Annotated in this window: 12 protein-coding genes; 4 read left to right on the forward strand and 8 right to left on the reverse strand. The window is 67.9% G+C overall.

Going from position 1 to position 12,823, the window contains the following annotated elements:
- Window positions 1-68: 68 nt before the first annotated feature.
- From NG701_RS20260 to NG701_RS20280, 5 genes are all read right to left on the reverse strand, one after another.
- Window positions 69-677, reverse strand: a complete 609-nt coding sequence (locus NG701_RS20260; protein WP_252570349.1) for a type II secretion system F family protein — start codon at window positions 675-677, stop codon at window positions 69-71.
- Complete coding sequence (locus tag NG701_RS20265; protein WP_252570350.1) at window positions 674-1,555, reverse strand: type II secretion system F family protein; 882 nt, start codon at window positions 1,553-1,555, stop codon at window positions 674-676. Before NG701_RS20265 ends, NG701_RS20260 begins: the two co-directional genes overlap by 4 nt.
- A complete protein-coding gene (locus NG701_RS20270; RefSeq protein WP_374208722.1) occupies window positions 1,552-2,805 on the reverse strand; it encodes a TadA family conjugal transfer-associated ATPase in 1,254 nt (417 codons plus the stop codon). The genes NG701_RS20265 and NG701_RS20270 overlap by 4 nt, the downstream gene beginning before the upstream one ends.
- Window positions 2,802-3,911: a septum site-determining protein Ssd gene (ssd, locus tag NG701_RS20275; RefSeq protein ID WP_374208725.1), complete on the reverse strand. Its 1,110-nt coding sequence runs from the start codon at window positions 3,909-3,911 to the stop codon at window positions 2,802-2,804. Before ssd ends, NG701_RS20270 begins: the two co-directional genes overlap by 4 nt.
- Window positions 3,912-4,145: 234 nt before the next feature.
- A complete protein-coding gene (locus NG701_RS20280) occupies window positions 4,146-4,361 on the reverse strand; it encodes a death domain-containing protein (RefSeq protein WP_252570354.1) in 216 nt (71 codons plus the stop codon).
- A 158-nt stretch (window positions 4,362-4,519) separates the two neighbouring features.
- Between NG701_RS20280 and NG701_RS20285 the strand changes: the two genes are divergently transcribed.
- Both NG701_RS20285 and NG701_RS20290 read left to right on the forward strand, forming a co-directional pair.
- Window positions 4,520-6,232 carry a bifunctional 3'-5' exonuclease/DNA polymerase gene (locus NG701_RS20285; RefSeq protein ID WP_252570356.1) on the forward strand — a complete coding sequence of 571 codons (1,713 nt, stop codon included), beginning with the start codon at window positions 4,520-4,522 and terminating at the stop codon, window positions 6,230-6,232.
- Window positions 6,233-6,371: 139 nt separating this feature from the next.
- Window positions 6,372-6,569 (forward strand): YegP family protein, encoded by a 198-nt coding sequence (locus tag NG701_RS20290; RefSeq protein ID WP_252570358.1) that lies wholly within the window; start codon window positions 6,372-6,374, stop codon window positions 6,567-6,569.
- 93 nt (window positions 6,570-6,662) lie between these two features.
- Here NG701_RS20290 and NG701_RS20295 read toward each other — a convergent pair whose 3' ends face one another.
- Genes NG701_RS20295 through NG701_RS20305 form a run of 3 tightly spaced genes read right to left on the reverse strand, consistent with a single transcriptional unit; the run spans window position 6,663 to window position 9,504 of the window.
- Window positions 6,663-7,340: an NUDIX hydrolase gene (locus NG701_RS20295; RefSeq protein ID WP_252570360.1), complete on the reverse strand. Its 678-nt coding sequence runs from the start codon at window positions 7,338-7,340 to the stop codon at window positions 6,663-6,665.
- The gene (gene nth / locus NG701_RS20300) at window positions 7,337-8,161 is read right to left on the reverse strand and encodes an endonuclease III (protein ID WP_252570362.1); all 825 of its coding nucleotides are present in this window, start codon (window positions 8,159-8,161) and stop codon (window positions 7,337-7,339) included. The genes NG701_RS20295 and nth overlap by 4 nt, the downstream gene beginning before the upstream one ends.
- A gap of 8 nt (window positions 8,162-8,169) precedes the next feature.
- Window positions 8,170-9,504 (reverse strand): hypothetical protein, encoded by a 1,335-nt coding sequence (locus tag NG701_RS20305; protein ID WP_252570364.1) that lies wholly within the window; start codon window positions 9,502-9,504, stop codon window positions 8,170-8,172.
- Between the two features lie 408 nt (window positions 9,505-9,912).
- On the opposite strand from NG701_RS20305, the gene acs reads away from it, so the two are divergent.
- Both acs and NG701_RS20315 read left to right on the forward strand, forming a co-directional pair.
- Entirely contained in the window at window positions 9,913-11,922 is a 2,010-nt protein-coding gene (gene acs / locus NG701_RS20310) for an acetate--CoA ligase (protein ID WP_252570365.1), read from the forward strand.
- A 106-nt stretch (window positions 11,923-12,028) separates the two neighbouring features.
- A complete protein-coding gene (locus NG701_RS20315; protein WP_252570367.1) occupies window positions 12,029-12,814 on the forward strand; it encodes a DeoR/GlpR family DNA-binding transcription regulator in 786 nt (261 codons plus the stop codon).
- The last annotated feature ends 9 nt before the right edge of the window (window positions 12,815-12,823 follow it).

Below are 12,823 nucleotides of genomic sequence, written 5' to 3' on the forward strand. Positions count from 1 at the left end.
CCGCTTTGAGTGAATTGTGGAGGACGGGACGGGGTGTGGAGGAATGGACCGTAGCGCAAATCCCACGGTCAGGACCCGGACGGCACCAGTGCCAGCAGGACCGGGACTACGCCCAGGCAGATGAAGGCCGGGAGCGAGCACAGGCCTAGGGGAATGACCAGCTTCACGCCGAGCGAGGCCGCCCGTTTCTCCGCAGCGCGGAACCTCTCCCGGCGTAGCCTGGCAGCCTGCGCGTAAAGGATGGCCGACGACGGCGCTCCGGTCAGGGCGGCGAATCCCAGTGCGTCACGCAATTCCAGGATTTCAGGAAGCCGGACTTCGGAACTGCGCCAGGCTGTCTCCCAGTCGGCTCCGATGGCGAGCGCAGACACCACCGGACGCAGCGCCTTGCCGTAGTCCGTGGAGGCCGAGGCCGCCACGAGTTCCAGGGACCGGCCAATGCCAGACCCCGCGTCCAGCATCGCGGCCACGAGCTCAAGCATCATGGCCGTGTCACGCAATCCGTGAAGAGGGCCGCCTTGAGTGAGTGCTTCATCGGTCCCATGCGGCCCGGCACCCACGTCCCCTCGCAGTCTGAGCAATCGCTTTCGGACCCGGCTTGGCTGCGAAAGAGCAAGGCAAGCGGCAGCAGCCAGAACAACGGCCAAGGCAAGCCCCGGCACAAGAAAGTCCGTCATGGCACACCGGCCCCGGCGGCAGCACCGACCAGGCGGGCGGACCAGATTCTTCCGGCGATGGTGAGGCCCACGCCCGCTGCGAGCGCCGCCAGTCCCAGCGGGGTTCCGATCAGGATTGCCAGGGGATCCACACCCAACGCTATTCCCAGGCCCAGTCCCATCAGCGGGAGCCACGTCAGAAGACTGACCGTGGCCTTGGGTCCGGCGAGGGCTGTCTGCCGTGCGGCCTCGGCATCGTCTTCCACTTCCAGTTGGGCCGCAAACCTCGCCAGAACATCCGCCAGCGGACAGCCGCTGGCTTCGGCAATGTCAAAGCAGGCGGCCAGCTCACACCAGATCCGTGGCTCCCTGCCGTCGGCGCGCGAAAACTCCGATTGCGCGGCCTTCCTGATCGCCTCAGACACCGGTGCGCCCCGGAACGCTGCCGCCCGAACGGCGCCAAGCATCACCAGGGAACCTGCGCTGAGGCTCGGACCGCTGCGCCCGTCCGCTGCCCCACGGGATGGTCCAGCCCTTCCGGCAACGTCCCGCGACGCGCGTGAGCCTGCGTCCGTTTTTGCGGAACCTGGCTCCGGACGGCCGCCGTGGACCAGCCAAAGTTCATCCCATAGCCGTGCCGGAGTGCGGCCGCCCTTCAGCAGCGCAGCAAGCTGCTGCACCACAAAGGTCAGTGACAGGTCATTCCGTTCCGGTCCGGCACGGAGCACCTTGCGCCACGAGCCGCCCGTTCTGGTGCCACCAGCCCCGGAGCGAACCCAACGGGCGAGGCCTTGTCCTGCGTTCCCCACGGCCCGCCGGAAACGGCCTGAGGCACCGCCGGGCGGGCTGAAGAGCAGCACGGCCGCCAGCCCGAGGACAACGACCAGCAGAAGTGTCATGCGGCGGCACCCGCCTCGGCGGACAGCCCCAGCCGTGAGCTCAGCGCCTCCCAGGCAGGACCGGTGCCGAGCTGGCCGCGCCTGGTCTCCAACGCCGGAACCACGGTAAGTCCGCCGGGACCGTCCTGCACCACGCCAACGCAGGCGACATGCCGCCCGTGGCCGGACCGCTCCACGTGGACCACAACGTCCAAGGCGCTGGCTACCTGCAGCCGGACCGCGTCCTGGCCCATGCCTGCCAGAGCTCCCAAAGCTGTCAGGCGGGCCGGGACAGCGGTGGCAGCGTTCGCATGGATGGTCCCTCCCCCGCCAGTGTGGCCTGTGTTCATGGCGGTCAGGAGTTCCCGCACCTCGGCACCACGGCATTCCCCCACAACCAGCCGGTCCGGCCGCATCCGCAGTGCCTGCCGGACGAGTTCGCCGAGGTCCACTTCGCCGCCGCCTTCGAGGTTTCCGTGTCGGGACTCGAGCGACACAATGTGCGGATGGACGGGGTTCAGTTCGGACGCGTCCTCGATCAGGACCAGCCGTTCAGCCGGGGAGCACAGCCCCAGCAGGGTGGAGAGCAACGTGGTCTTCCCGGAACCCGTGGCCCCGCTGATCAGGAAACTCAGCCGCTGCTCAACAACCCGTTCAAGGACCTCCTGGACCACGCTGCCGAACATGCCGCCGGCACGGAGTTCGTCCATGGAGAAGACCTGCTCCCGCCGGATGCGGACGCTCACCAGGGTGCCGGCTGTGGAAATGGGCGGAAGGACGGCGTGGACGCGGTAGCCGCCGTCGAGCCTGACATCAACGCACGGGGACCCGTCGTCCAGCCGCCTGCCGCCGGCGGCCACGAGCCGCGATGCCAGAGCCCGCACCTGTGCCTCGCCGGAAAATGAAACCCCTGCCGGTTCGATGCCCTGACCCCGGTCGATCCACACCGAGTCCGGGGCGTTGACGAAGATATCGGTGACGTGGACATCCCGCGTCAGTTCCTGGAGCGGGCCAAGCCCGTTCAGCTCGGCGCTGATCCGTTCCACGGCGGCGAGGGAGCCGGCGGTCCCCAGCAGCCGCCCGGTGGCCTGGACGGCGGCGGCCACCCGGGAAGGGGTGACAGGTCCGGCGTCAGCCATGACGGATTCACGGACCGTTTCCAACAGCGCCGAATCCAAAAAGCGCGGATCCAAGACGCGGGCCTGCCGACGGCGTGCCCCGGTCCGCTGGTCCGGGGGCGACGGCGGCGGGACTGGCTGCCGCGCGCTCACGGCAGGTCTCCGACGGGAATGTCGCCGTCCAGCAGATCGAGCACTGAGGCGGCGAAATGCCTGACGCTCCGCCGTTTGCCAACGTCAAGGAGCCGTCCGTTTTCCCCGGCCGCCGTAACGCCGCGCAGCTCCGGTACGCGGCCCTGGACGGGCAGCCCGACGGCGTCCGCAATGAGTCCGGCGTCCAGCGCGGCACCGGCCTTGCCCCGGATCAGGAGGGCTGCCTCAACCGGCGGAAGTTCGTGAAGCAGCCGGGCCGTGGCCACCGCGGCCTTCAGCTGCGCCGGCACAACCACCAGGATGCGGTCACAGTCCCACGCAAACATGCGCACGGGTTCGGCGCCCCGACCGATGTCCACCACCACCAGTTCATAGCCCCGCCGGGCCGCATCCAGTACGCTGCCGGTGGTGGCGGCATCCACCGGTGCCTGACGGTCGCGGCTGCCGGGCCAGGACAGGAAGGAAAACCCACCGGCGACCGGCAGTGAATCGGCCAGCTGCCCGGGATCGATGCTTCCGCTCGCGTCCGACAGGTCAGGCCAGCGCAGCCCAGGCGTCTCCTCAGCCGCCAGCGCCAGTTCCAGCCCACCACCCCACGGGTCCCCATCAACCAGCAATACGCGAACACCCAGCCCGGCGGCCGCCTGGGCGATCCAGATTGCGGCGGTGGTGGCACCGGCACCGCCGCAGCCGCCTGTTATCCCGAGGACCAGCCCTCCCGCTTCCGGCGAACGCGACAGGCTCAGGTACTCCGCCAGCCAGGCCGCGGCATCCGGAAGCACCGCTACCCGCTCCGCTCCCAGGGCTGTGGCCAGGTGCCAGAGACTGTCCCCCTCCCCGTTCAGGCCCACTAACACGGCAGGGGCCCGTCGCCGCGGCGGCAGCTCGCGGACATCGCTCCCCACCAATACTGCGGCCGCGGCGTCCCAGTACTTGGCGGCATCAGCCACGTCCGCCACCACCCGCAGCTGGCCGCCAGCGGCAGCCACAATCCGCTCCACTTCGCGTTGCAGAAAGTCGTAGCCGGTGACCAGGAGAACCTCGGCACCAGCGGGGTCCGGCAGCCAGGCTCCCGCGGCCTGTGCCGAGGCAGGCGCCCGGGACATGGAACCACGGGCCTGGGAACCACCGGATTCAGATCCTTGGGGAGGGGAGGGCCGGGCACGGGACAGCTGGGTGGAAGGCCGCTCGGAAGGGGGTGGCGATAGCTGGTGCCTGCTCATGCAGCAACTCTCCACCGAACTCAAGGGGGAGAAACAGGGCCATGCCACCGTATGTGGACAACTCCCCCACCCGGCCGAAAGGCCGGACAGAAAGACGTGGCCGAACGGCCGGACCGGTTACTGCTTCCCGTATTTGCGGTGGACGGCCTGCTTGCTGACCCCAAGGCACAGGGCAATGGCCTCCCAAGACAGACCGGTCTGCCTCGCCTTGCGGACCAGAGCTGCTTCGGTGCGGCCGACCTCCTTCTGCAGTTCCGCCACTGCGTACAGCGCTTCAGCGGGGCCTTTCCCGTCCATTGATGCGACCAGCGCTTTCATCCGCTCTACCTCCATTCGTCAAGTTTAATTGACACTGGAAGGCACGTCAACATATGTTGACGTGCCGCCAAATCGATGGCGCTGACGTCACAGCCCGCACTACAGCCACACCACGGCACACGCCCCACCCCATCGGTCCACTCGCGCCCCCACCACAGGGCAGAATTGGACCTATGTATCTGCTGCTCGCCGCCCACGCCTACGGCGCAGCCCTCCAGCAGGTCACCCAGGCGGGCGACCCCCACCCCGACCGCCCCGAACCTCGCCTCATCAGCGCAAGCGAGCTGGCCGGCGTCGTACGCCAGTTGGAAAACCGGCCCCGCGAGGCGCCGCCCCGGTGGATCTGGCACCGGACCCAGGACTGGTACCCCGCGCTGCTGGCGGCGGGCGTGGAGGTGGACCGCTGCTATGACCTCAGCCTGTGCGGCAGTATCCTGGCGTATTCGCAGTTCACCGCCCACACGGAGTACGCCCGGAACGCCGACAAGGAATCGTTGGACGATCCCCAGGAGCTGCCCCGCGCCCTGCAGCCGCCGCCCCCGCCGGCGGAGCAAGGAGCGCTCTTTGACGACGTCCGCCAGCGGACACCGCGTCACACCCTGGCGGAGCTCCGCGCCGAATATGCCGCGCAGCAGGCGGCCCTGGCCGATGCGCCTCCGGCAGAAAACAAGCGGAAGCGGCTCCAGCTCCTGCTGGCCGCCGAGTCCGCCGGCGCCATGATCGCCGCGGAGATGCAGCACACCGGCGTCCCTTGGCGCGAGGACCTGCACGAGAAGATCCTGGCCGACCACCTCGGGCCGCGCCCTCCGTCCGGTCACCGCCCCGCGAAGCTGGAGGCCCTGAACACAGAACTGCGGGGGCTGCTCAACTCGCCCGGGCTGAACCCGGACTCGCCGCAGGAACTGATGCGCGCCCTGCACCGCAACGGCATCGAGGTGAAAAGCACGCGGCAGTGGGAGCTGATGGAGTCCAGCCACCCCGCCATCGAACCGCTCCTCGCCTACAAGAAACTGTCCCGCCTGCACACCGCCAACGGCTGGGCCTGGCTGGACGCGTGGGTAGCCAACGGCCGCTTCCAGCCCGAGTATGTTGTGGGCGGCGTGGTCTCCGGCCGCTGGGCCTCGCGGGGCGGCGGGGCCCTCCAGATCCCGCGGCAGATCCGCGGCGCGGTCCATGCGGATCCCGGCCACAAGCTCATCGTCGCGGACGCCTCCCAGCTGGAACCCCGTGTGCTGGTGGCGCTGGCACAGGACTCCAAAATGGCGGAAGCAGCGCGCGACAAGGACCTGTACGCCGGTATCGCCGCCCAGGGTTTCGGCGGCGACCGCGCCAAGGCGAAGGTCGCCCTCCTCGGCGCCATTTACGGCGCCACCACGGGCGAATCCGGGCGCCTGATGCCGCAGCTGGCACGGACCTACCCCCGCGCCGTCGGATTTGTGGAGCAGGCGGCACGCGACGGCGAGGCCGGCGGCACCGTGACCACCCGGCTCGGCCGGAGCAGCCCGCCCCCGCCGGAAGGGTGGTTCCGGAGCCAGCAGTCGGCCACCGCAGAGGAGCAGCGCAGGGCAGAATCAATTGCCCGTTCCCGCGGCCGCTTCACCCGCAACTTTGTGGTGCAGGGATCCGCCGCTGACTGGGCGGCGTGCTGGCTGGCGGAATTACGACGGCGGCTGCGGGCCTTGCGTGCCGACGGTTCCGTTCAGGCGGAGCTGGTGTTCTTCCTGCATGACGAGGTGATGGTCCACGCCTCCGAGGCCGGCGTCCAGGCCTGCATCCGGGCCATCGAGGAGGCTGCCGCCGCCGCGAAGGAACTGCTGTTCGGCCCCATCCCGGTGGAATTCCCTGTCAGCGTGGCCGTCGTGGACTCCTACGACAACGCAAAGTAGCAACGGCCCACGGGTAGCAGGAAGAAACCTACCCGGGAGTAGCTGGTCGAAGCGCTGTGACCATGGTTACATCAGAGCAGGACTGAAGCAGACGGTTCAGCTATTCATGCAAAGAGGCATATCAGGGGAGGTCCGGCATATGGCGGGCAGATTTGAAATATATCGTGTAAGTGACGAGTGCTATCGGCTGAGGCTCACCGACTCAAACGGGAATACCGTGGCGGTTTCGCCCGACTTCAAGCATCTCGGTGCATTGAAGGACGGCATCAATGCACTCCGTGAAAACGCGGCCACCGGCATTGTTGTTGATCTTCGGCAGCAGCCGCTCGCCAGCTGAGCCGGTGTGCGCCAGCTCAGCCGGCGCACACGCATGTGCAAGCCCGGCGGGCTCAGTCCCGCAGGGCCACACCGACCATACGAGCTCTATCGTCTAGAAGACCACCTCGTGGAGCCGGGTCCGGTCCCACGGCACGGCCCAGCCCAGCTGCTCAAAGAGTCCATCCAGAATGATCCCGGTGAAGCCCCAGACCAGCACGCCGCTGACCGCGAAGGCGGGGCTGCTGAAGGTCCTGCCATCGCGGCTGACCGTGGCTGTTACCCGGTTGGCCGGGTCCAGCAGGTCCCGGACGGGGATCCGGAAAACCTGGGCGGATTCGGCGTAGTCCACCACGTGCACCGGCGACGGCGATGCCCACCATCCGAGCACCGGCGTCACCAGGAAATTGCTGCGCGCCAGGCCAAGCTCCTGCAGCACGCCCAGGATCTCCACCCCGGCGGAGTCCAGCCCGGTCTCCTCTTCGGCTTCCCGGAGGGCTGCGGCAACCGGGGTTTCGTCCCCGTCGATGGAACCTCCGGGAAAGGCGACCTGGCCGGGATGGGAATCCAGGGTGTGCGCGCGTTCCAGCAGCAGGACATCAAGATCCGCCGCGGCCAGGGGCTTGCCGGAGGCTGCAGGAACGTCGTCCAGCACACCAAAAAGCATCAGGACTGCCGCCTTGCGGGCTATGGTTTCATCCACGGTCAGGGCCGCCCAGGCAGTGTTTGGCGCCGTGACGTCGCCGCTGTCCGATCTGCGCACCAGGTCGATCAGGTCCTGGCGCGCGCTCACGGGAGCCGCCTCTGCGATTCCATCCGGATTTCAGCGGCACGGTGCGTCTCGGCCAGCAACCGTTCCAGTAGGCTCTCGCTCCCGGGCGCCAACTCGTATTTAAGGAGTTTGGCAGCTTTGACGGGGTCGGTCTCGCCCAACCCATAGCTTGGGCACCAGTTCGCTACCGGACACGCGCCGCAGGCTGGCTTCCGTGAGTGGCACACCCGCCGCCCGTGGAACACCACCCGATGCGAGAGCATGGTCCAGTCCTTGGGCTCAAACAGTTCAGCGACGTCGAATTCGACCTGTACCGGGTCCTCGGACGTGGTCCAGCCGAAGCGCCGTGCGAGCCGGCCGAAGTGGGTATCCACAGTGATCCCTGGGACGCCGAAGGCGTTGCCGAGCACCACGTTGGCGGTCTTACGCCCCACTCCCGGCAGCGTCACCAGGTCCTCCAGCCGGCCGGGGACCACGCCGTCGTACTCGTCCACCAGGCGCGTGCTCAGTGCCAGCACGTTCTTCGTTTTGGCCCGGAAAAAGCCGGTGGGCTGCAGGATCGCTTCCAGCTCGGCGGGATCGGCCTCTGACATGGCCCGGGCGTCCGGGTACCGTGCAAACAGGATCTTGGTGACCTGGTTGACCAGCACATCGGTGGTCTGGGCCGACAGCACGGTGGCCACGACCAGCTCGAACGGGTTCCGGAAATCCAGCTCCGCGTGGGCATAGGGATACTTCTCCGCCAGGGCCTTGTTGATCCGCCGCGCCCGGCGCTTCAACGCCAGCAAAGACTCCGGGGCTGTTGTGGCCGGACCGGATCCGGGTCTACGGGACGTGGCCACGGGGCCGGCTAGCCGCGCTCGATGTTGCTGAGGTCGCGCAGCACGCCCACCCGTCCGTCGGTGTGCTGGACCAGGAATTCGTGGCCCCGGTCTTCCAGGGCCAGCACCCAGCCGCCCGGTTCAATCACAAAGGCGGGGGCGCCGGTCTGGGGGTCCACCGCGGTCCGGTGCTGGGCCACGGCAAACCAGAACGCCTCATGCGCCGGCTCTTCGTACGATTCTTCCGGTCTGGAAGCCGGATCCACGGTGGCGCCGATGGGCTCCACGCGGCGCACCTGCTGATGCACGGCCGTCGCTGCAGGTTCCGCGGCAGACTGGCGTGCCGAGGCAGGGACGCCTGTGCCGGCGTCGTGGGTTGCCGCTTCAGGGGCAGCGGGGGCGGACGCTGCAGCGGCCGGCGAAGATGCAGCAGGAGCCGCCGTCGGGATGTCACCCGCAGTAGTCTCCGCAACGGCGGGCGCCGCGGAGGTGCCCGTCGCTGAAGGGGAAGGCACGACGTCGGCCGCCTGGGTTGCGGGGCTGGGGTCGCCGGCAGCGGTCCACTCGTTGACCTCCGGGGCGGAGGAGACGGCTGCTGACGCAGCCGGAGAGGAGGTGGCGGCCGGAGAGGAGGCAGACGCGGAGGCAGTCTGGGCGGAAAAGGCCCCGGCCGAAGCGGCGGGGGTGGCGGCACGCGCAGAAGTTGCTGCAGAAGTGGCCGCAGGCGCGGAAGCCGCCGGGACGGGCGCGGCCGTGGGCTTCGGTTCCTTGGGCGTGTGCGGCCTGGGCAGCGGGACGGCCGAGTCGCGCGCCATCACGTGGGCCGGGGTTTCGTCGCGCCTCAGGAAGTCGCCGGCGAAGTACGGAATGAACCGGCTCAGCACGGTCCCCGCGAACAGCACGACGGAACCGACCAGGCCCACCAACAGGCTGGGCACATAGGCAGCGGCCGTGGAAACGAAGAAGAACGCCAGCGAGAAGGAAGCCACCACAGACGCGAACTGGTCTACGGACAGCGAGCCGATGCGGACCTTCGTGGCGGGAGCGAGCCGGCGGGCAACAAAGAGTGCCGTGACAATCAGCGGCAGCACAATGCCGAGGCCCAGGAAGAACAGGCTGCCTGCATTCCAGAGATTAAACCGGCCGAAGAAGATGGGCAGCAGCGAGGCGACCAGGAGAATGAGGGTGGCGGCGAAAACCGTCAGGTCCCGTAGCGTGAACGGACCCAGCACGGCCTGATTGGTGGTGCCTGGCTTGGCGCCGGCCGGCTTCTGCACGCCCTTCGCCGAGCCCTCCCCCGGGGTGGTGCCAGGCCCTGCCTCGGTTGCGCGGCCAAATTTCTGGCCGAAGCTTTGCTGGTTCATTCTGTACTCCTTAGCGTGGCGGCACCGGGACGGTTCCGTCCCAAAAACTGTGCCGTCCGAAACGGCGGCAACGGCCAGGCCCGGCAGTGATGCACCGGATCCGACAGCTCCGTAGAAAGTCACAATTCAATCTCAGCCTAGCCAACCGCATGGCCGATCACTAGCTCATCCGCAGCGGCGGGACGCCAGCGATCAGGGTCCTTTAACCATTCACCGCTAAATAAATGCCGTTCGCGGGCGCCTTTGTGACAGCGAACACATCGCGGCCCCGGCGCGTATTAGGCTTGATTCCGGAACAGCTCTTTGCGGAATGTCCGTGATCGGCCGCTGCCCAATGCCGCGCAAAGCGGCGGAGCACGGCCGGGCGACGGCAGCCGCTGAAAAGACCGATGAATGATGAGGTTCACCATGTCTCAGGACACTCCCGGCTCCACGGCCACCGCCCCCGCAGCTTCCGTGCAGACCGACCAGCAGGGCGACGCCTTTGAAAACCTGCTGCACGAAAACCGCACTTTCGCCCCCAGCCCCGAATTCGCTGCCGACGCCGTTGTCACCGCAGCTGATTACGCAGAGGCCGACGCCGGCCGCCCGGCTTTCTGGGCGAAGCAGGCCCGCGAGCTGCTCACCTGGAGCAAAGACTTCGACCAGGCACTGGACTGGTCCAACCCGCCGTTCGCCAAGTGGTTCGTGGGCGGCGAAGTCAATGCCGCGTACAACGCGCTGGACCGCCACGTGGAGAACGGACTCGGGGACCGGGTGGCCATCTACTTCGAGGGCGAACCCGGCGACACCCGCACGTACACGTACGCCCAGCTCACCGAAGAAGTGAAGAAGGCTGCGAACGCCTTCGAGTCCCTCGGCGTTGGCAAGGGAGACCGGGTGGCCGTCTACCTGCCCATGATCCCCGAAGCCGTCATCACGCTGCTGGCCTGCGCCCGCATCGGGGCCGTGCACTCCGTGGTGTTCGGCGGGTTCTCCGCCGACGCCCTGCGCTCCCGGATCGAGGACGCCGAAGCCAAACTCGTTGTCACCGCCGACGGCACCTACCGCCGCGGCAAGCCCAGCGCGCTCAAGACCGCCGTGGACGACGCCCTCTCCGCCGACGGGCACACGGTCCAGAACGTTGTGGTGGTCAAGCGCAACGGCCAGAACGTGGACTGGCACGAAGGCCGGGACCACTGGTGGGCGGACACCGTTGAGCTGGCCTCCGCCGAGCACAAGGCCGTGGGACACGACTCCGAGCACCCCCTGTTCATCCTGTACACCTCCGGCACCACCGGCAAGCCCAAGGGCATCCTGCACACCACCGGCGGCTACCTCACCCAGGGCGCCTACACCCACAAGGCCGTCTTCGACCTGCACCCCGAAACGGATGTCTACTGGTGCACGGCCGACGTCGGCTGGGTCACCGGCCATACGTACGTCGCCTACGCCCCGCTCATCAACGGCGCCACCCAGGTCATGTACGAGGGCACCCCTGATTCCCCGCACCAGGGCCGCTGGTGGGAGATCATCGAGAAATACAAGGTCTCCATCTTGTACACCGCCCCTACGGCCATCCGTACGTTCATGAAGTGGGGCCGGGAGATCCCGGACAAGTACGACCTGTCCTCCCTCCGGGTCCTTGGTTCCGTGGGCGAATCCATCAATCCCGAGGCCTGGATGTGGTACCGCGATGTCATCGGCGGCAACAAGGCACCGATCGTTGACACCTGGTGGCAGACCGAAACCGGCGCCCAGATGATCGCCCCGCTGCCCGGCGTTACCGCCACGAAGCCCGGCTCCGCGCAGGTGCCGCTGCCCGGCATCGCGGTGGACGTCGTCGATGAGCAGGGCGAATCCGTGCCGGACGGCCACGGCGGCTTCCTGGTGATCCGGGAACCCTGGCCCGCCATGCTCCGCGGCATCTGGGGCGACCCCGAGCGGTTCAAGGAGACCTACTGGTCCCGTTTCGAAGGCATGTACTTCGCCGGCGACGGCGCCAAGAAGGACGAAGACGGCGACATCTGGCTCCTGGGCCGGGTAGATGACGTCATGAACATCTCCGGACACCGGCTCTCCACCACCGAGATCGAGTCCGCCCTGGTATCGCACCCGTCAGTGGCTGAAGCCGCCGTTGTGGGCGCGGCAGACGAGACCACCGGCCAGGCCGTCGTCGCGTTCGTGATCCTGCGCGGCGACGCCGTGGACAAGGGCGACGCCACTATCCAGGAACTCCGCAACCACGTGGGCAAGGAAATCGGGCCCATCGCCAAGCCCAAAATCATCCTCGTGGTCCCGGAACTGCCCAAAACCCGCTCGGGCAAGATCGTCCGCCGCCTGCTCAAGGACATCGCCGAGGGCCGCGAATCCGGCGACGCCACCACCCTGGCCGATACCACCGTCATGGCCCAGATCGCGGCGTCCCTTAGAAAGTAAGCGCGTGGCGAGCGGGGTGAGTCGACGGCGCCGCTCACCATCTTGGGCGGCGCCGTCGCCGTATGCTTGGTGCAGTCCTGTCCCCCGGCTTTAAGGATTGCTTTAGATGCTCCCCGCTGCACGTCATCAGGCGATTGTGGACGCTGTGCAGCGTGAGCGGGTTGTTCGCGTGTCCGACTTGGCCCAGCAGTTGGGCGTTTCGCTGATGACGGTGCGGCGTGACATCGAACTGCTGGAGGACGGCGGCCGGCTGGAGCGCATCCATGGCGGCGCCAAGGTCCTGGGGGATATCAGCACGCATGAGCCTGGCTTCGAGCTCAAGTCCACCCAGTTGACCGCGGAGAAACGCGCCATCGCGCTGGAGGCTGCCAGCCTGGTGCAGGAGGGCATGGCTGTCGGTCTCAGCGCCGGGACCACCACGTGGGCCCTTGCCAAGGAACTGGTCAACGGTCCGCGCATCACGGTGGTGACCAATTCCGTGCGCATTGCTGACCTCTTCCACCACGCGGCGTCCGGCGGCGCGGCCCGCTTCGTGTCAACCGTGATCCTGATCGGCGGCGAGCGGACGCCGTCGGACGCATTGGTGGGGCCCATCGCGACGGCGGCACTCAAGCAGCTGCACCTGGATGTGCTGTTCCTGGGCGTGCACGGCATGGACACCGACGCCGGCTTCACCACACCCAACCTGTTGGAGGCCGAGACGGACCGCGCGTTCGTCGCCGCCGCCCGGAAAACCGTGGTCCTCGCCGACCACACCAAGTGGGGGCTCCTGGGCATCAGCACCATCGCCCCCTTGGACGCGGCCGATGAGGTCATCAGCGACGCCGGATTGGGCCTCGAAGCCCAGCGAATCCTCGGCGAAGCGACCAGGCTCCGGATTGTCCCGGACTAAAGGCGCCCC

Origin of the sequence: Pseudarthrobacter cellobiosi, assembly GCF_023913815.1 — a bacterium.
Taxonomy (GTDB): Bacteria; Actinomycetota; Actinomycetes; order Actinomycetales; family Micrococcaceae; genus Arthrobacter; species Arthrobacter cellobiosi.